This is a genomic window from Reyranella sp. (genome assembly GCF_004297405.1).
In the GTDB taxonomy this organism is placed as follows: Bacteria; Pseudomonadota; Alphaproteobacteria; order Reyranellales; family Reyranellaceae; genus Reyranella.
On record NZ_SCVC01000036.1, the window covers coordinates 284,985 to 304,153 of the forward strand.

Annotated in this window: 19 protein-coding genes; 17 read left to right on the forward strand and 2 right to left on the reverse strand. The window is 64.4% G+C overall.

The features are described 5' to 3' along the window. Positions 1-7 precede the first annotated feature (7 nt). From EPO50_RS24345 to EPO50_RS24375, 7 genes are read left to right on the forward strand one after another with little or no spacing between them, the layout of a single operon-like run. The gene (locus tag EPO50_RS24345; RefSeq protein ID WP_296348373.1) at positions 8-1,045 is read left to right on the forward strand and encodes a 2Fe-2S iron-sulfur cluster-binding protein; all 1,038 of its coding nucleotides are present in this window, start codon (positions 8-10) and stop codon (positions 1,043-1,045) included. Beyond that, positions 1,042-1,974, forward strand: coding sequence for an SDR family NAD(P)-dependent oxidoreductase (locus EPO50_RS24350; protein ID WP_296348374.1), 933 nt, complete (start codon positions 1,042-1,044; stop codon positions 1,972-1,974). The genes EPO50_RS24345 and EPO50_RS24350 overlap by 4 nt, the downstream gene beginning before the upstream one ends. Positions 1,975-1,985: 11 nt before the next feature. After that, positions 1,986-2,693, forward strand: coding sequence for a Phenylacetic acid catabolic protein (locus EPO50_RS24355; RefSeq protein ID WP_296348376.1), 708 nt, complete (start codon positions 1,986-1,988; stop codon positions 2,691-2,693). Further along, positions 2,690-3,247, forward strand: coding sequence for a hypothetical protein (locus EPO50_RS24360; protein ID WP_296348378.1), 558 nt, complete (start codon positions 2,690-2,692; stop codon positions 3,245-3,247). The genes EPO50_RS24355 and EPO50_RS24360 overlap by 4 nt, the downstream gene beginning before the upstream one ends. Before the next feature lie 12 nt (positions 3,248-3,259). Then, a complete protein-coding gene (locus EPO50_RS24365) occupies positions 3,260-4,096 on the forward strand; it encodes an alpha/beta hydrolase (protein ID WP_296348380.1) in 837 nt (278 codons plus the stop codon). A gap of 18 nt (positions 4,097-4,114) precedes the next feature. Beyond that, positions 4,115-5,113 carry a D-cysteine desulfhydrase gene (locus EPO50_RS24370; protein ID WP_296348382.1) on the forward strand — a complete coding sequence of 333 codons (999 nt, stop codon included), beginning with the start codon at positions 4,115-4,117 and terminating at the stop codon, positions 5,111-5,113. 11 nt (positions 5,114-5,124) lie between these two features. Beyond that, complete coding sequence (locus EPO50_RS24375) at positions 5,125-6,660, forward strand: M81 family metallopeptidase (protein ID WP_296348385.1); 1,536 nt, start codon at positions 5,125-5,127, stop codon at positions 6,658-6,660. A gap of 13 nt (positions 6,661-6,673) precedes the next feature. On the opposite strand, the gene EPO50_RS24380 is transcribed toward EPO50_RS24375, so the two are convergent. Further along, positions 6,674-7,552, reverse strand: coding sequence for a pirin family protein (locus EPO50_RS24380; protein WP_296348387.1), 879 nt, complete (start codon positions 7,550-7,552; stop codon positions 6,674-6,676). Positions 7,553-7,590: 38 nt separating this feature from the next. Here EPO50_RS24380 and EPO50_RS24385 point away from each other — a divergent pair, with 38 nt between their 5' ends. The 10 genes from EPO50_RS24385 to EPO50_RS24430 all read left to right on the forward strand — a co-directional run bounded on the left by EPO50_RS24385 (position 7,591) and on the right by EPO50_RS24430 (position 19,016). After that, a complete protein-coding gene (locus tag EPO50_RS24385; protein WP_296348389.1) occupies positions 7,591-9,051 on the forward strand; it encodes a CoA-binding protein in 1,461 nt (486 codons plus the stop codon). A 209-nt stretch (positions 9,052-9,260) separates the two neighbouring features. Beyond that, on the forward strand, positions 9,261-10,679 hold the full coding sequence (locus EPO50_RS24390; protein WP_296348391.1) for a M23 family metallopeptidase: 1,419 nt from the start codon (positions 9,261-9,263) through the stop codon (positions 10,677-10,679). Positions 10,680-10,809: 130 nt separating this feature from the next. Then, positions 10,810-11,835 (forward strand): amino acid ABC transporter substrate-binding protein, encoded by a 1,026-nt coding sequence (locus tag EPO50_RS24395; protein ID WP_296348393.1) that lies wholly within the window; start codon positions 10,810-10,812, stop codon positions 11,833-11,835. Positions 11,836-11,952: 117 nt separating this feature from the next. Then, a complete protein-coding gene (locus tag EPO50_RS24400) occupies positions 11,953-12,981 on the forward strand; it encodes an amino acid ABC transporter substrate-binding protein (protein WP_296348396.1) in 1,029 nt (342 codons plus the stop codon). A 127-nt stretch (positions 12,982-13,108) separates the two neighbouring features. Then, positions 13,109-14,146: an amino acid ABC transporter substrate-binding protein gene (locus EPO50_RS24405; RefSeq protein ID WP_296348398.1), complete on the forward strand. Its 1,038-nt coding sequence runs from the start codon at positions 13,109-13,111 to the stop codon at positions 14,144-14,146. A gap of 134 nt (positions 14,147-14,280) precedes the next feature. Continuing rightward, positions 14,281-15,474: an amino acid ABC transporter permease gene (locus EPO50_RS24410; RefSeq protein ID WP_296348400.1), complete on the forward strand. Its 1,194-nt coding sequence runs from the start codon at positions 14,281-14,283 to the stop codon at positions 15,472-15,474. Between the two features lie 2 nt (positions 15,475-15,476). Then, positions 15,477-16,754 (forward strand): amino acid ABC transporter permease, encoded by a 1,278-nt coding sequence (locus tag EPO50_RS24415; protein WP_296348403.1) that lies wholly within the window; start codon positions 15,477-15,479, stop codon positions 16,752-16,754. Between the two features lie 20 nt (positions 16,755-16,774). Continuing rightward, positions 16,775-17,545, forward strand: coding sequence for an amino acid ABC transporter ATP-binding protein (locus tag EPO50_RS24420; protein WP_296348405.1), 771 nt, complete (start codon positions 16,775-16,777; stop codon positions 17,543-17,545). Positions 17,546-17,600: 55 nt separating this feature from the next. Beyond that, positions 17,601-18,656, forward strand: coding sequence for a dTDP-glucose 4,6-dehydratase (rfbB, locus tag EPO50_RS24425; protein WP_296348408.1), 1,056 nt, complete (start codon positions 17,601-17,603; stop codon positions 18,654-18,656). A gap of 99 nt (positions 18,657-18,755) precedes the next feature. Further along, a complete protein-coding gene (locus EPO50_RS24430; protein WP_296348409.1) occupies positions 18,756-19,016 on the forward strand; it encodes a hypothetical protein in 261 nt (86 codons plus the stop codon). Positions 19,017-19,019: 3 nt separating this feature from the next. Here the strand turns inward: EPO50_RS24430 and EPO50_RS31575 are convergent, their stop codons facing one another. Continuing rightward, positions 19,020-19,157, reverse strand: a complete 138-nt coding sequence (locus EPO50_RS31575; protein ID WP_367268061.1) for a DegT/DnrJ/EryC1/StrS family aminotransferase — start codon at positions 19,155-19,157, stop codon at positions 19,020-19,022. Between the last annotated feature and the right edge of the window lie 12 nt (positions 19,158-19,169).

Below are 19,169 nucleotides of genomic sequence, written 5' to 3' on the forward strand. Positions count from 1 at the left end.
TTATCCAATGAGCTTCAAAGTACGCATCGCCCAGGCCGACCGAACCATCGACGTGCCGACCGGCGCCACCATTCTGGAGGCCGCCCTCGATGCCGGCATCTCCTATCCGTTCGGCTGCCAGTCCGGCAATTGCGGCGCCTGCAAGTCGCACCTCGTGAAGGGCGAGGTCACGATGGAGGGCTACTCGGAGTTCGCCCTTTCCGATGACGAGAAAGAGCGCGGACTGATCCTCGCCTGCCGCGCTGTGCCCTGGGAAGAGAGCGAGGTCGCCTGGCTCGAGGAGGACGATCTGATCGTCCATCCTCGCCGCCTGCTGGCCTGCAAGGTGGTCGGCCTCGACGATGCCACGCACGACATCAAGCGCATCCGCCTCGAGATCGTCTCGGGCGGGCCGTTCGACTTTTCGGCCGGCCAGTTCGCCTCGGTCACCTTCGAGGGCTGCCCGCCGCGTGATTATTCGATGGCCAACGTGCCGGGCGACCCGATCCTGGAGTTCCACGTCCGCCGCACGGCCGGCGGCGCCACCAGTATGCATGTCGCAGAGAAGCTCGCGATTGGTGATAGCGTGCGGGTCGAGGGACCGTTTGGCCCCTCCTATCTACGCGAGGCCCATCGCGGCCCGATCATCGCCGTCGCCGGCGGCTCGGGCATGGCGCCGATCAAGTCGGTGATCGAACGGGCGCTGCAGAAGGAACTGCCGCAGCATATCTATTTCTATTTCGGCGTTCGCACCGAGCGCGATCTCTACCTGCACGACCATTTCGCGGCCCTGGCCGAGAAGCACAAGAACCTGCACTTCGTGCCGGTGTTGAGCGAAGCCGGCCCCTCGTCGCTGCGCAGCGGCCTGGTCCATGAGGCAGTCGCCGCGGACTTCGATGAGCTCGACGGCTGCAAGGCCTATCTCGCCGGCCCGCCGGTCATGGTCGAGGCAGCGACGCGGTTGTTCGAGGAGCGCGGCATGCGTCGTATCGACATCCATGCCGACCCTTTCTACACCGCCGCGGAGATGGCGAGCGCCAACAAAAAGACGGGAGCGGAACTATGACAGGCCTTCTCGACGGACGCGCAGCGATCGTCACCGGCGCCGGCCGCGGGATCGGCCGCGCCATCGCCGAAGCCCTGGCGGCCGAAGGCGCGAGCGTCATCGTGGCCGACAATGGCGCGTCGATCGCGGGCGATGGCGGCGATCCCGAAGTGGCGCGTGAGGCAGCAAAGGCCATCGGCAAGAAGGCAATCGCGTTCAGCGAAAGCGTGGCCTCTCCCGGCGTCGCCAAGCAGCTCGTGGATCTCGCGGTCAAGAACTTCGGCGGCGTCGACATCGTCGTGAATAACGCCGCCATCCTGCGCGACGCTTTCGTTTTCCGCGCCGATCCCGGCGACTGGGATGCGGTGATCCGCACCAACCTGTCGGCCGCCTTCTACCTGATCAATGCCGCTTCCGGTGTCATGCGCGACCAGGGCAAGGCCGGTCGTGGTGGTAAGGACGGCTATGACTGGGGCCGCATCGTCAACATCGTCTCCTCGGCCGGCCTCTACGGCAATCTCGGCCAGGCCGCCTACGCCAGCGCCAAGGCGGGCCTGTTTGGCCTGACGCGCGTCACGGCAATGGACCTCGCCCGCGCGCAGATCACCGCCAATGCCGTGGCGCCGTTTGCCCGCACGCGCGTGACCGACATCATCCAGCCCGCCAACGACGCGCAGAAGACCTACAAGGAACGCGCGCTGAAGATCGGCGCCCACCATGTCGCCAATCTCGTGACGGCACTCTGCTCGCCCGCCGGCAAGAGCATCACCGGCCAGCTCCTGGGCGTGCGCGGCCGCGAGGTCTTTCTGTTCGGCCAGCCACGGCCTGTTGCAAAACTGGAAGCCGGCGCACCATCGAGCCTCGCGCAGGATCTTTCGGCCAAGCTCGGCGGCCAGTTCACCGATCTCACCACCGATCTCGAAGCCTTCAACACCGAACCTCTCGTCTGAGGAGAGCGACTATGACCCAGCCGATCATCGTCAAGACCGTCGAAGAGCTGAAGGACGCCCCCGAGGAATATCGCGAGGCCGTGGCCAAGCTGGTGATCAGCCATGCCGTCAACGAACTCTATGGCGCCCAGGTGTTCGACGAACCGGCGATCGCCTATGCGCCGACGCCCTACGCCAAGTGGCTGACCTGCCGGGTCGCCATGGAAGAGTATGGTCATCACGTGCGCTTCAAGCAGCTCGGCGTGCAGATGGGCATTCCCGAGCAACGCATGGTCCCCGGTACTGGCAAGCGCCCGCTCTCCATCTTCGAGTTTCCGCTCAAGACCTGGGAGGAGTTCGTCGCCATCAAGCTTTTGGCTGACCTCGCCGAGATCCTGCAGGTCGAGGACCTTCTGCACTGCACCTTCCACCCGCTGCGCAACCTGGCGCGCGCCACGATGCCGGAGGAGCGCTTCCACGCGCAGTTCGGCGAGGATTTCACCGCCGAGCTGATCAAGACGCCAGAGGGCAAGGCCACGCTGCAGGCCGCCATCGACGAATACTTCCCCTACCTGCCTTCCTTCTTCGGTGGCTCGAAGTCGAGAAACAATGAGGTGTTCCGCAAGTGGAACATCAAGCAGCGCACCAACGACGAGATGCGTGCCGACTTCATGACACGCGCGACCGAAGTCGCGACCAAGTACGGTCTCACCTTGCCGGAGGTCCGGCAGGCCGCGTGAAACCCGCCGCCGTCCTGCCGCTCGCCCCGCTCGACAGGCTGAGAGCGGAGGCTCGTGCCGCGTCGTGGTTCGCCGCTCTCGGTGAGCCTCTGGTCGAGGGTGACCTCGCCGATGCCGAAGCCTACGCCAGCGCGCTCGACCTTGGCCCGCTCTCGATCGACCTGGCACATGATTGGCCCGAAGCGGAACGACTCCTGAAGTCACCCGACTGGTCATCCGCCTGGTGGGATCGCGAAGAGGCCCAGCGCCGCACTCTGCTAGGCCAAGCGGAAACGCTCCATGGTGAGCGGGAGCTCTGGACGGTGCTCACGGAACTCACGACGGACGTGGGTGAGTTCGTACACGGCAAGGCAGCCACGGCCGCAGCCCGCATGGGGGACGCCGCCAAGGCCTCCGTTCATGTCGCAGCCGGTGCTGCTTCGCAGGCTGTCTATCAACTCGCGGTCGCGCGGATGGCCGGCGAAACCGCATCGCTCTTCGAAAGCAAGTTCCGTCTGTTCGCCTCCGGCCGCTGGCCGCTCGGTGTCGTGGGCACTAGGCTGATCCTCTTCTGAGAGGGTTCAGTCATGTCTTCTTATGCGACGCCGCCGCGCACGACCGGCCGGCTGAAGCGCCCCTTCGGCACTCTTTACTATGAAGTCACCGGCAGTGGTCCGGCGCTGCTGTTCGCCCATGGGCTGGGCGGCAATCACCTGAGCTGGTGGCAGCAGGTCGCGCACTTCGCGCCGCATTACACGTGCGTTACCTTCGCTCATCGCGGATTTGCGCCCTCGGATGCAATCGCAGACGGCCCCGACCCTGCCGACTATGCCGACGATCTCGCGGCCCTAATCGACCATCTGAAATTTTCCGATGTCCGCCTGGTGGGACAGTCGATGGGCGGCTGGACGATGCTCGAATACACGCTGGCCCATCCCGACAAGGTGAAGGCGCTGGTGCTGAGTTCGACGTCCGGCACGCTCGATCGTCGCGGCAGCGATCCGTCGGGTGGAAAGAACTATGATGCCTGGTTGAAGGACGCCGACGCGAAGATCGCCGACGGCATGGCCAAAGGCATTCATCCCGCCGTCGGTGCGTCAGCGGCGAAGCGTTGGCCGGCGCTTCACCTTCTCTATCGCAGCATCGACGAGATGGCTGGTACGCTCGACAAGGTGAAGCTGCGCGAGGGCTTGCGTCGCACCGCAACGCGCACGCTCGCCGACCTGAAAACGTTCCGCGTGCCGACCTTCCTGATCGCAGGCGGCGAAGACACCGTCTTCCCGGCGTTCCTCGCAAGCGCCATCGCAGCAAACCTGCCCTGCGGCGAAGCCGAGATAATCTCGGACTCCGGACACTCGCCATATTTCGAGCAGGCCGCTACGTTCAATGCACTGGTCGACGCGTTCCTCGCGCGACAGCGCTAATTGAAGGGGAATGAGTTGTTGCAGCTTGGTCGTTTTCCGCGCGTGCGTCTTGGACATCTGCCGACACCCCTCGAACCCATGACGCGACTCAGTGACCGTCTCGGTGGCCCGCGCCTCTGGATCAAGCGTGACGATTGCACGGGCCTCGCCACCGGCGGCAACAAGACCCGCAAGCTCGAATATCTGGTCGCCGATGCGCTGAGCCAGGGTGCCGATACGCTGATCACCCTGGGCGCACTTCAATCGAACCATGCCCGGCAAACCGCAGCCGCTGCAGCCAAGGTCGGCCTGAAGTGCATTCTCGTTCTCGAAGAGCGTGTCTCACAGCCGACCGAAGCCTATCGCCACAACGGCAATATCCTGCTCGACCGGCTGCTCGGCGCGACGTTGAAGTACGTACCGCGCGACACGCAGATGGTGGAGGCAGGCGAGCGCGCAGCCGACGACGTGCGCCGCGCCGGCGGCAACCCGTACATCATTCCCGTTGGAGGCTCGAACCCGATCGGCGCGTTGGGTTATGTCGGTTGCGCGGCAGAGATCCTGCAGCAGGCGGCCGACCTTGGCATTCGCCTCGACCGGGTTGTCCACGCCACCGGCAGCAGTGGCACGCAGGCCGGATTGATCGCCGGCTTCGACGGGATGCAAAGCGGTGTGCGCGTGCTCGGCATCACTGTCGGCCGGCCTCGCGGTGTTCAAGAGAAGAACGTCGCCGCTCTGGTCGACGAAACCTGGGCACATCTCGGCCTCAAAGGCGCCGCGCCACATGACAACATCGAAGCCAACGACGCCTATTTCGGCGAGGCCTATGGCATCCCGACGCCGGCAATGAAGGAAGCGGTCCAGCTCCTGGCCGAGACCGAGTCCCTGCTGTTCGATCCGGTCTATTCCGGCAAAGCCATGTCGGGCCTGATCGACCTGATCCGCAAGGGCACATTCGGCAAGGACGAAAACATCGTCTTCATTCACACTGGCGGCCAGGCTGGACTCTTCGCGTACGAGCCCGCCTTCGCGGCCTGAAGGAGGAGACCGTGTCCAAGGACAATCCGCGGATCGCCGTTCTCGGTTTCGCCATCGAGTGCAACCGGTTCGCACCGGTCACCACGGCGGAAGATTTCGAGCATGACGTCGATATCCGCGGCAACCGGATCGTGAGCGAAGCCCGTTCGGGCAAATCGATCACCCTGCCCGACTTGCCGGGCTTCTTTACCGAGATGGATCGCACCGGCACCTGGACACCCGTCCCGCTGCGCGTCGCGCTGGCGCAGCCCGGCGGGCCGGTCGACGGAAACTTCTTCAAGGCCTATCTCGCCGAGATCGAGGCCAGCCTGCAATCGGTGTTGCCGGTCGATGCGATCTTCGTCGCCTGCCATGGCGCAGCTCTCGCCGAAGGCACCGACGATCCTGACGGCGACCTGTTCGAGATCCTGCGCCGCGTGGCTGGGCCCGACGTGCCGATCGTCGCGGTGTTCGACCTGCACGCCAATGTCTCGCGCAAGATGATCGACAATCTAGACGTCTTCGTGGGCTATCTCGAAAACCCGCACGTCGACATCTACGAGCGCGGCGTCGAAGCAGCCAAGCATATGCGCGAGCTGCTGGCCGGAACGCGCACGGCGATCGAGATGGTCAAGATCCCGCTGGTGCCACCCCAGATCGCGCTGCTGACGGCGCGCGGCCCCTACGCCGATCTCATCAAGTACGGCCAGACCAAGGTCGGCGGCGATATCCTGAATGTTTCGGTGATGGCGGGCTTCGCCTACAGCGACAGCCCCAAGAATGGCCTCACCGCCGTAGTGACGGCGCGCAACGGCAACCGCCAGGCCGCCGCCGAGCTGTCGCTCGATATTGCCAAGCGCGCCTGGGACATGAAGGAGCGCTTCAAGCGGGCCATGATGTCGCTCGCCGACGCCACGCAGCTCGCAACCTCCGTCGGCCGCGACAAGCGGCGCAAGCCGATCGTCTTAGCCGACGTGGCTGACAATCCCGGCGGCGGTGGCCGCGGCAACACCACTTATCTGCTGCGCGCCTTGAGAGGCGCCAAGGCACAGGGCGTCATTCTCGGCGTCTTCAACGATGCCGCCCTGGCCGCCAAGGCGCATGAGCTGGGCGAAGGCGCGATCTTCACCGCTTCGTTCAACACGCAAGAGCACCAAGAGTTCTCCCTGCCCTTCGATTGCGAAGCGAAGGTGATCAAGCTCTCGGACGGCAAGTTCCTTGGCCGCCGCGGCGTGCTGAAGAACGTTTCCGCCGACATGGGACCATCGGCCTTGCTCGACCTCGGCGGCATCCAGGCGGTCGTCATCACCATCCGCTGCCAGTGCATGGATCCGCGCCAGTTCGAGATTTTCGATCTCGATATTGCCCAGGCAAGGGTCGTCGTGGTGAAGAGCCGGGGCCATTTCCGCGGCGGATTCGACGAGTTCTTCAAGCCCGAACAGATCTACGAAGTCGACTGTCCGGGCTTGACGTCCCCGGTGCTCGCGAACTTCACTTGGACAAAGCTGCCGCGGCCGGTCTACCCGCTCGACGAGGAAACGACCTGGAGCCCGCCCGCGACCGGCTGACGGAGAGCGAGCCCTATCTGTCGGGCAGCGGGATGAACTCGTCGTCGCCCGGAACCTTGCCCATACGCTGCTCGCGCCAATCCGCCTTGGCCTTCTCGATCCGCTCCTTGTCCGAGGAGACGAAGTTCCACCAGATGTGACGCGGGCCATCCATGGTGGCACCGCCCAGCAGCATGGCCTTTGCACCCTGCGGTCCGGCAATCGCCTCGACCGCCTGCCCCGGCGCCAACACGGCCAGATCGCCGACGAGAAGCTGGCGATCGCCGATCGTCAGCGCACCGTCGGCGATGTAGATCGCCCGCTCCTGATGGTCTGGTGAGACCGTAAGCTTGGCGCTCGCCACTGCTTCGACGCCGACATAGAAAATCGGCGAGAAGTGCGTCGTGGGCGCCGTGCGTCCGGCATAGGTGCCGACGATCAGGCGCTGCGCCGTTCCACCGTCCTGCCAGGCCGGCAGCCGCGCCGCCTCGACATGCTCGAAGGCGGGTGCGGTTTCCTCGTGCGTCTTGGGCAGCGCCACCCAGGTCTGGACGCCGTGCATGCGAAAGCCCGTCGCGCGCATCTCGGGTTCGGTCCGCTCGCTGTGGACGATGCCGCTGCCCGCCGTCATCCAGTTGACGTCGCCCGGCCGGATCGCCTGCGCATAGCCCAGGCTGTCGCGATGGAAGATGCCGCCGTCGAACAGATACGTGACGGTTGCCAGGCCGATATGGGGATGCGGCCGCACCTCCATGCCGCCGCCGATGGGCACATCCATCGGCCCGAAATGATCGAGGAAGATGAACGGTCCGACCATCCGGCGCTTCACGCTGGGCAGCACGCGCCGCACGGCAAAGCCGCCGCCGAGATCGTGCGCCCGGCCCTGGACCAGCAGTTCGATCGGATCGGACATCTTGTTCTCCCTCTACGCCTGTGCTGCAACAATCGGCCATGACCGATTCCGTCCGTGACCTCTCGCCGTTCTTCGCACCCGACAGCATCGCCATCGTCGGTGCAGGCGAGCGCCCCACCTCGTCCGGCGGCGCCGTCATGCAGATGCTTCGCCAAGCCGGTTATGGCGGAAGAGTCGTGCCGGTCAATCCCAAGGGCGGCACGATCTTCGGTTACGAATCGGTGACCTCGATCGCGGCCATCGACCAGCCCGTCGACCTCGCCGTGATCGTCATCCGGCCCGACGCCATCCTCGACGCCGTCGGCGAAGCGGCTGACCGCGGCATTCGCAATCTCCTGATCCTGCCGGGCGGCTTTGCCGAAGCAGGTCCTGCCGGCGTGGCGCGCAACGAGGCGCTGCTGAAGCTTGCCGCCCAGCGCGGTCTCACGGTAGCCGGGCCGAACTGCGCCGGCATCGTGCATCTCGATCCCGCCCGACGCTTCGCCGCCACCTTCCTGCGCGACTTGCCGCCAGGGAACGTCGCGGGCGCCGGCAACGGGCTTGCCTTCATCTCGCAGTCCGGTGCGCTGGCCGAAGAGTTCATCGACAAGGCCAACGCCCGCGGCCTGCCGTTGGTCTCGATCGTCTCGGTGGGCAACGCAGTGCACCTGGGTGTCGAGGATTACCTCGCCTGGCTGGGAGAGCGGCCGGAGATCGGTACGGCGCTGCTCTATATCGAGTCGATCGACGATCACGAACGTTTCCGCGCCATCGCCCGACAAGTGGCGGCCAAAAAGCCGGTCGTAGCGCTGTTCGGCGGTCGTACCAAGATTGGCGGCCAGGCCGCTGCCGCCCATACCGGCGCCGTCGCCAATGATGACGCCGCCATCGAAGCCTTCTGCGCCTCCTGCGGCATCGTCCGCGTCACGAGCCTGCGCCGGCTCCTGCTTGCGGCAAAGGCGTTCGGGCGCTTTCCGCAGGGCCTCGGCCGTCGCGCCCTTGTTCTCTCCAATTCCGGCGGGCCGGGCGTGCTCTGCGCCGACCGCGCCACCCTGGAGGGGCTCGACCTGGCCGCCTTGCCGGCAGCAATGGCCGACGTACTCCGTCAGCGGCTTCCGGCCGAAGCCTCGGTCGCCAATCCCATCGACCTGCTGGCCGATGCCCGCGAGGACCGGTTCGGCCTCGCCTTCGAAGCGGCGATGACCCATGCGGCCCATGCCTACGACATGGTCCTGATGATCCATGTCGTGCCCTTCATGGTGGACGCCCAGCCGGTCATCGAGCGGCTGGCGGAGCTGGCGGCCGGCGCTCGCCTGCCCCTAATGCACAGCATGATGGGAACCCTACCCGGCAAGGCCGACTGGTTCGCCACCATGGAGCGTGCCGGGGTGCCGATGTTCAACGATGTCGAGGAGATGGCCGAGGCCGCCGGGTTGCTGGCGCGTTATCCGTCTCTTCGCAACGCAGCGACCATGAACGAATTACCCCCTGTGACCTTTAGGGATAGAAAATCGCTCTAGCGCCAAAAACCCTTCATTAACAATCCTTTAACCCGTATTTCACGGGTGTTGCATTTTTGCAACTTTTTGTTGGACTTGTGAGAACTCCGTGGCCAGTATTGCCTTAAGCGGGGCACGCGGGGGCACCGGCTTCGGGGGAAGCTGGTGGGTCGCTATCAGCCTCAGATGTCAATTTGAGTAAGCGTTCCAATGGAGAACGGGAGAGGCCAATGGCGTTCACGATGACGCGTCACAAACGCGCCCACCGCTGGCGAACCGTCCGCACCCTTCTAGTAGCAACCCTCGCATTTTCGACCGCTAATGCAGTCTGCGCCGCCGGGGCGATGGCCCAGGTGAAAGCGCCCCAGAAGAAACAGCTCAAGCCGGCGACCTCCCGGTCCGCCGCCACCGCCCCCAGCGAAGACGTCCAGTCCTTCTCGGTTGCGGCCGATGGTTCGGTCGCCCAGCAGCTCCTCACTCTCCAGGTCGATCCTGCCGACGCCGATGCGGCCGCGGCGGCGGTCAACAAGGCGCTGAGCAAGCCCGAAGTGAAGGCCGCCTCGTCCGGCCGCGCCGTACTCGAGCCTCAGGGTTCCGGCCAGCCCAAGCGGCTGGTCTCGCTGCAGCTCTATTCCAACACCTCGCTGGCCGTCGAGCTGGCGCGCGGCACCGACGGGACCTTCGGCTACAAGCTCGCCCCGAACGCCACCACGGAAGACGACGAGCGCGTTTCGAGCGTTCCCAGCACAGCAGCAGCAGCAGCCGTCCCTCCCGGCCCCGGCTCGCGCGGGCTGGTTGCCGACTCGGTCAAAGTGGTGAAGGCCAGCCCAACGACCCTCGCTGGCGTGCTCGCCCCCTCCGGCGCCAATCCGGCGTCCCTCAAGGAACTCACCCAGGCCCTGGCCGGCTTCACGTCTGCATCGGCCAAGATCGATGTCGTGCAGGGCCGTACGGTCGACGGCACGCCGCGCGTGCTCGTGGCGAGCCTGGGCGACGGCAAGGTCCGCCAGTCCTTCTGGTGGTTTGCGCCCCCCAACCAGCCCGAAGGCTGGTTCGACGATCATGGCAAGCGCCTGGGTGGCACGGCGCTCGCCGACCCGCGGCCGGGCGCCCGCATGTCCTCGCCGTTCGGCACCCGCTATTACTACGGCCGCAAGAGCGGCAGTGGCTTCCACAACGGTATCGATTTCGAAGGCAAGGTCGGCGAGCCGATCTATGCCGCGGCCGATGGCGTGATCAATCATCAGGGCTGGTACTTCAACTACGGCCGCACGGTGAAGATCAGCCATGCCGACAGCTTCGAATCGCTCTACGCCCACATGTCGCGTTTTGCCGATGGCATGGGGCCCGGCACGCGGGTCCGCAAGGGCGACCTGATCGGCTATGTCGGCTCGACCGGACGGTCGACCGGCCCCCACCTGCACTTCTCGGTCATCGTGAATGGCCAGTTCGTCAATCCCCAGCCCTACATCTCCGAGAATGGAGGCCATGGCGCCCTGGCCGGCGAGGCGCTCGTCGCCTACCGGCAGTGGCAGGGTGAAGTGAAGCGCGCTGCCGACCGTGGTCGCAAGGGCGGCTTCTTCGGCCGGGGCGACGGCGGTGCCTGGTCGACCAACCCCTTCTCTTCGAGCGGGGCGGATCGCCTCTAATCCGCCACAGTCGGACGCGCGCCGCCGTTGCGCGCGTCAGGCGGTTCGCCTAGGAATTGCGCATCGCCCCTGAACGGCCACGCAAGGTGGCCGACAGGGCGTCAGAGGCAACCACGAGGGAACGATAAAAATGTTGAAGAAGTATATGGCCGCCGGCGCGATCGCCGCCGGGCTGGTCGGCGTCGCCGGGACGGCGCATGCCGGCAAGGATCTCGATGCGGTCAAAGCGCGCGGCCAACTCATCTGCGGCGTCAGCACCGGTGTCGCGGGCTTCGCATCGGCCGACAGCCAGGGCAAGTGGACCGGCATCGACGTCGATGTCTGCCGCGCCGTCTCGGCCGCGATCTTCGGCGATTCGGAGAAAGTGAAGTACGTGCCGACCACCGCCCAGCAGCGCTTCACGGCCCTGCAGTCGGGCGAGGTCGACCTGCTCGCCCGCACCACGACCTACACGCTGACCCGCGATACCGCGCTCGGCTTCGACTTCACTGGCGTCAACTACTACGACGGCCAGGGCTTCATGGTGAACAAGAAGCTCGGTGTGAAGAGCGCCAAGGAACTGAACGGCGCCACCGTCTGCGTGCAGCCCGGCACCACGACCGAGCTCAACCTCGCCGACTACTTCCGCACCAACAAGATGACCTTCAAGCCGGTCGTCATCGAGAAGATCGAGGAAGTGCGCGCCGCCTTCTTCGCCGGCCGCTGCGACGTGTTTACCACGGACGCTTCGGGCCTCTATGCGACCCGCGCCGCCAACGCCCCCACGCCGGATGACTACATCATCCTGCCGGAGATCATCTCGAAGGAGCCGCTGGGTCCCGTCGTGCGTCACGGTGACAATCAATTTGCTGATATCGTGCGCTGGGCCCTCTACGCCATGATCGAGGCCGAGGAATACGGCATCACGTCCAAGAACGTCGACGAGATGCTTAAGAGCGAGAATCCCAGCATCAAGCGCATCCTCGGCGTCACGCCAGGCATGGGCAAGGCGCTCGGCGTCGACGAGAAGTGGGTCTACAACATCGTCAAGCAGGTCGGGAACTACGGCGAAAGCTTCGACCGCAACGTGGGCGCCGGCTCGCCGCTCAAGATCGCCCGTGGCCAGAACGCGCTGTGGACCCAGGGCGGCCTGCAGTACGCCCCGCCCATCCGCTAACGTTAGCTAAACCTTCACGACGAACCGCCGCCCGCAAGGGCGGCGGTTTTTCTTTGGCCTATTGCCGTCGCAAAGCGCAAAATCCGGAGGGGTGGCGAGCGTCTCTTAGGGATGGGTATGCGTAGATTTGCGTGGGCGGCAGCCGTCGGGCTGGTTGCCGCGGTGTGCGGCGTTGCAGGTCCGGCACAAGCGGGCAAGGATCTGGATAACGTCAGGGTGCGGGGCACTTTGGCCTGCGGCCTGGGAACCGGCCTTCCAGGCTTCGAATTCCTCGACAGCCAGGGCAACTGGCGCGGCCTTGCCGTTGATGTCTGCCGCGCCGCTGCCGTCGCCCTGTTCGGCGATATCGGGAAAGTGAAATATGTACCGACCAACGCGCAGCACCGATTCACGGTGCTGCAGGCGGGCGAGGTCGACATGCTTCTGGGCAACGCCACCCAGACCCTCACCCGCGATACGGCGCTCGGCCTGGACTTTACCGGCATCTATTATTACGGCGGCCAGGGTTTCATGGTGCCGAAGAAGCTCGGCGTGAAGAGTGCCAAGGACCTCAACGGGGCATCGATCTGCGTTACCGCGGGCACCACGACCGAGCTCAACCTCGCCGACTACTTCCGCACCAACAAGATGATCTTCAAGCCAGTCATCCTCGAGAAGGTCGAAGAAGTGCGCGCCGCTTTCTTCGCTGGCCGGTGCGACGTCTATACTGCCGATGTCGCGAGCCTGGCGGCGACCCGCGCGACGACCGCCCCCAATCCCGACGACTACGTCATCCTGCCGGAGATCATTTCCAAGGACCCCGCTGGCGCGATGGTGCGCCACGGCGACAATCAATTTGCCGATATTGTCCGCTGGTCGCTCTACGCCATGATCGAAGCCGAGGAATACGGCATCACATCCAAGAACGTCGACGAGATGCTGAAGTCCGACAATCCCGCGATCAAGCGCATCCTCGGCGTCACGCCGGGCATGGGCAAGGCGCTCGGCCTCGACGAGAGGTGGGCCTACAACATCGTCAAGCAGGTCGGGAACTACGGCGAGATATTTGAACGCAATCTCGGTTCGGGCTCGCCGCTCAAGCTGGCCCGCGGCCAGAACGCGCTGTGGACCCAGGGCGGCCTGCAGTACGCCCCACCCATCCGCTGACGGAACCGTCACAGGTCAACAACAAACCGCCGCCTGAAAGGGCGGCGGTTTTCATTTGGCCTATTGCTTGCAAGCGTGCCGGGGCGGAGACTGGCACCAAGGGGAAAAATAAAGGGGGCTTCGTTCAATGCAGGCTAGACTCATTGTAGCCGCCGCTGGATTGGCGGCTTTCGTTCTGGGAGCTTCAGGACCCGCACAGGCCGGTAAGGATCTCGATGCCGTGAAGGCGCGCGGCATGGTGAACTGTGGCGTCGGCACCGGCACAGCCGGCTATATGATCGCCGACAGCCAGGGCAAATGGCGTGGCCTGTCGGTGGATGTCTGCCGCGCCGTTGCGGCGGCTATCTTCGGCGACTCCGAGAAGGTCAGGTACATCCCCCTCACCTCGCAGCAGCGCTTCACGGCCCTGCAGTCGGGCGAAGTCGACATGACCATGGGTAACGCGACCTACACGCTGACCCGCGATACCGCGCTCGGCTTCGACTTCACCGGCGTCTATTACTATGACGGTCAAGGCTTCCTCGTGCCGAAGAAGCTCGGCGTAAAGAGCGCCAAGGAGCTGAATGGCGCCACGATCTGCGTCGCGCCCGGCACCACGACCGAGCTCAACCTTGCCGACTACTTCCGTACCAACAAGATGACCTTCAAGCCGGTCGTCATCGAGAAGGTCGACGAAATCCGGGCCGCCTTCTTCTCAGGCCGCTGCGATGTCTACACGACCGATGCATCGAGCCTCGCCGCCACTCGCGCGGCTAACGTGCCGCCGCCACAGACGATCGACGACTACATGATCCTGCCGGAGATCATCTCCAAGGAGCCGCTGGGGCCCGTCGTGCGCCATGGCGACAATCAATTTGCCGACATCGTGCGCTGGGCCCTCTACGCCATGATCGAGGCCGAGGAGTATGGCATCACATCCAAGAACGTCGACGAGATGCTGAAGTCCGAGAATCCTAGCATCAAGCGCATCCTCGGCGTCACGCCTGGCATGGGCAAGGCGCTCGGCGTCGACGAGAAGTGGGTCTACAACATCGTCAAGCAGGTCGGGAACTACGGCGAAAGCTTCGACCGCAACGTGGGTATGGGCTCACCGCTCAAGATCGCCCGCGGCCAGAATGCGCTGTGGACACAGGGCGGCCTGCAGTACGCCCCGCCGATCCGCTAAAAGGCCTGGATATCAGACCGAACGGCCTCGATTTGTCCCGTTGCAAGTGGGTAATTCCTACCTACACTGGGGTCAAATCGAGGCGAGCATGCCGAACGACGCGGGCCAACCGCGGTAGTCAGGGGGAATAGCGTATGGCAGTCGAGACACTCGGCTCTGCGCCGCGAAAAACCAGAGTAGCGCCTTGGAACGACCCGGTCATCCGAGGCTGGGTTTTCCAGATCGTCGTTGTCGGTCTCGTCGGGCTTCTGGCCTGGTACCTCGTCAGCAACACCATGGAGAACCTCGCTCGCCAGAAGATCGCGAGCGGCTTCCACTATCTCGAGCGCGAGGCGGGCTTCGAGATCGGCGATACGATGATCGAGTATTCGCCGGCCAGCACCTACGCCCGTGCGATCTGGGTCGGTATTCTCAACACACTGCGCGTCGCCGTCCTCGGCATCATCCTTGCCACCATCCTGGGGACCTTGATCGGCATCGGCCGACTTTCGCCCAACTGGCTGCTGAGCCGCATCTGCGAATGGTACGTCGAGGCCTTCCGCAATGTGCCGCTGCTGCTTTGGCTGTTCCTCTTCTACAAGCTGATCAGCGAGGCTTTCCCCGGACCACGCCAGGCGATCTCTATGTTTTGGAACTCGGTGTTCCTCAGCAATCGTGGCGTCTACTTCCCGGTGCCGACGGCCGATCCGATCCATGCGTGGATGGGCATAGCCTTCCTGATCGGTATCGCCGGCGCCTTCTTCATCAATCGCTGGGCCAAACAACGCCAGGCCAGGACGGGACAGCCCTTCCCGATCCTGTCGTCCAGCCTGGGCATCATCATTGGCCTGCCGCTCGTGGTTTGGCTGGCCGGCGGCGCGCCGAGTCAGATGAGCTGGCCTGAGCTCAAGGGCTTCAACTTCGTCGGTGGCACCGTCATTCAGCCGGAGTTCACCGCTCTGCTGGTTGGCCTCGTGCTCTACACCTCAGCCTTCGTCGCCGAGATCGTGCGCTCGGGTATCCTCGCCCTGCACAAGGGCCAGAGCGAGGCCGCCGGGGCGCTCGGCCTGTCACGCGGCCAAGCCATGCGTCTGGTGCTGCTGCCACAGGCGCTGCGCGTGATCGTGCCGCCGATGACCAGCCAGTATCTCAACATCACCAAGAACAGCTCGCTGGCCATTGCCATCGGCTATCCCGACCTCGTCGCCTCCGTGAACGTCACGATCAACCAGACGGGCCAGGCGATCGAGAACGTCCTGATCATCATGGCCGCCTATCTCTCGGTCAGCCTGTCGATCTCGGCGTTCATGAACTGGTACAATAAACGTATTGCCCTGAGGGAGCGCTGAGCATGACCGACATGCCAGTTGGCGAACGCCAACCAATCGCGCCTCCCTCGGACGATACCGGCATTCTGGGCTGGGCGCGCAAGAACCTGTTTTCGAGCTGGGGCAACGGCCTCACAACGATCGTCCTGATCGTTGCCATGGTCTGGATCCTCTCCGGGTTCCTGGAGTGGGCGCTCTTCACGGCCAACTTCACGGCCTCGACCGGCAGTGAATGCCGTGGCGGGGGTGCCTGCTGGGCCCTGATCCGCGAGAAGTTCCGCTACATCTTCTTCGGCTCCTTCCCCTACGAACAGCACTGGCGGCCGCTGTTCGCCGTCATCGCCATGCTGGCGATGCTGGTGCTGAGCGCCGACCGCCGCATGTGGAACTGGCGCCTGCTGGTGATCTGGGGCGTCGGCTCCTTCATCACCTTCCTGCTGATGTTCGGCCAGCTCCACATTCCGCTGAGCCTCATGCTCTTCGTGGCTCTGGCCGGCGGCACGATCGGTCTGATGATGCGCAGCGCCGTCGCCGACCCGACTGAGCGGAGCGCCTACTACGCTCTGATCGTGATCGGCCTGGTCGGTCTGGTGTTGCGCATCTTCGGCGTGCTGCCGTCGTGGAGCCTCGCCATCGCGCCGCTGAGCTATGTCGAGACCAGCCTGTGGGGCGGCCTGCCCGTCACCTTGATCTTGGCGACCTACGGCCTGCTGTTCGCCTTCCCCTACGGCATCCTGCTGGCACTGGGCCGGCGGTCCAACCTGCCGCTGGTCAAGGGCCTGTGCGTGGGCTTCATCGAACTGATCCGCGGCGTGCCTCTGATCAGCCTCCTGATCATGGCCTCGGTGATGCTGCCGCTGTTCCTGCCTTCGGGCACGACTATCGACAAGTTCCTGCGCGCCCAGGTCGCCGTCATCCTGTTCGCCGGAGCCTACATCGCCGAAGTCATCCGCGGCGGCCTGCAATCGCTGCCCAAGGGTCAGTTCGAGGCCGCTGATGCGATGGGCCTCAACTACCCGCAGAAGACGTTGCTGATCATCCTGCCGCAGGCGCTGCGCGTGGTGATTCCGCCGCTGATCAACACCTTCATCGGCTTCTTCAAGGACACGTCGCTAGTGCTGATCATCGGCATCTTCGACTTCCTCAACACGGCAAACCAGGCACTGGTCGATCCCAACTGGGCAGGCTTCCCCGGTGAGGTCTATCTCTTCGCGGCCTTCGTCTATTTCATCTTCTGTTACTCGATGTCGCGATACAGCAAGTATCTCGAAGTCGAACTCAACAAGGGTACGCGCCGCTAGGCGCTGTCAGGGAGCACTTCATGGCCGCAACAGCCGCGCGCGATCTGTCGACTGGGTCCTCGGTGATCCAGCTCAAGAGCGTGAACAAGTGGTTCGGGCAGTTCCACGTCCTGACCGACATCAATCTCGACGTGAAGGAAGGCGAGAAGATCGTCATCTGCGGGCCGTCCGGCTCCGGCAAGTCGACCCTGATTCGCTGCATCAATCGCCTCGAGGAGCATCAGCAGGGCGACATCGTCGTGCACGGCGTGACGCTCTCCAACGACGTGAAGAACATCGAAGCGATCCGCCGCGAAGTCGGCATGGTGTTCCAGTCGTTCAATCTCTTCCCGCATCTCACGATCCTCGACAATCTCACCCTGGCGCCGATCTGGGTGAAGAAGATGCCCAAGAAGGATGCCGAGGAAATCGCCATGGGGCTGCTGAAGCGCGTGCGCATCCCCGAGCAGGCGCTGAAGTATCCCGGCCAGCTTTCGGGCGGACAGCAGCAGCGCGTGGCGATCGCCAGGGCGCTCTGCATGCGGCCCAAAATTATGCTGTTCGACGAGCCGACCTCGGCGCTCGACCCCGAGATGGTGAAGGAAGTGCTCGACGTCATGATCGAGCTGGCACGCGAAGGCATGACCATGCTCTGCGTCACTCACGAGATGGGCTTCGCCCGCGCCGTCGCCGATCGCGTGATCTTCATGGATCGCGGTGAGATCGTGGAGCAAAACGAGCCGGAGGAATTCTTCGCCAATCCCAGGAACGAGCGCACCAAGCTCTTCCTCGGCCAGATCCTCCACCGCTGATACCGGGGTGTCGCGCCTTGGCGCCGCCCAGATCGGCCGCTAGGAAGACCGCCCCATGAGGATTCTCGTCACTGGTGGCGCCGGCTTCATCGGCTCGGCAGTTGTCCGCCACATTATCCGCGACACCGACTGGTCGGTCGCCAACGTCGACGCACTGACCTATGCCGGCAACCTCGAATCTCTGGCCGAAGCCGGGGTGAGCAACCGCCACCGTCACTACAAGGCCGACATCCGTGATCGCCAGGCGCTCACCGGTATCTTCGCCGAGTTTCAGCCGGAAGCGGTGCTGCACCTCGCTGCCGAGAGTCATGTCGACCGCTCGATCGACGGCGCCGCGCCTTTCATCGAGACCAATGTCGGCGGCACTTACGTGCTGTTGGACGTTACCCTCGCCTACTGGCGCACGCTCGACGAGGCGGCCCGCGCGCGCTTTCGCTTTCAGCACATCTCGACCGACGAAGTGTTCGGATCGCTGGGGCCGACGGGCAAATTCACCGAGACCACGCCCTACGCCCCCAACTCACCCTACTCGGCCAGCAAGGCAGCGTCCGACCACCTGGTGCGCGCCTGGCACCACACCTACGGACTGCCGACGCTTGCCACCAATTGCTCGAACAATTACGGCCCCTACCACTTTCCCGAAAAACTGATTCCGTTGGTGATCATCCGCGCGCTGCGCGGCGAGAGCCTGCCGGTCTACGGCAAGGGCGAGAACGTGCGCGACTGGCTGCATGTCGAGGATCATGCCGAGGCGCTGACCCTGGTGCTGCGCAAGGGCCGGCCGGGCGAAACCTACAATGTCGGCGGCGACAGCGAGCGGCAGAATATCGACGTGGTGCGCGGCATCTGCAGGCTGCTCGACGAGATGCTGCCCAACAGCACCACCCGCCCGCATGAAAAGCTGATCCAGTTCGTGACGGATCGGCCCGGCCACGATGCGCGCTATGCCATCGATGCCAGCAAGATCAAGACCGAGCTGGGCTGGCGGCCGCGGCACGATTTCGACACCGGCCTGCGCGACACGGTGCGCTGGTTCCTCGAGAACCGCGGCTGGTGGGAACGGGTCATGAGCGGCGCCTATCGCGGCGAGAGGCTCGGACTGGCGGGCTAAACGCTCACCCAGCAATGTGGCCAAATAGAGAAGCCTGCGTTTCGGCAGCAACCGGCCAGGGACACTCGTGTTGATCTCCTGACAGTGAAGGAGACCGCCATGAGACCTGTGATTGGTATCGTCGCGGCGGTGGCGCTCACCGCTTCCGTTGCAGCCTGCGCGTCCGATCCCTACGCGCGCAGCAACTACAACTACGGCTACACTGCGCCGGGCTACACTTATTCGGCGCCGGCATATTATCGTTCGCCTGCCTACTACCAGACGACGACCTACTCTTATTCCTCTCCGCAGAGGGGCTACAGCTCCTACTGGGACTATCAGCGCAACTACCGAGGCATTCACTCTGCGCCGGAGTTGTAGCGGTCAGCTGCTGAGTGTTTGCCGGACGACGTTTGCGACGTGGTCGACGGCGTCGGTCGGCATGTGGGGGCCGATGGGGAGGCTGAGCACGGTTTCGGCCAGTTCCTCGGCCAGCGGATAGCTGCCCTTGCCCTGGCCCAGGTCGGCATAGGC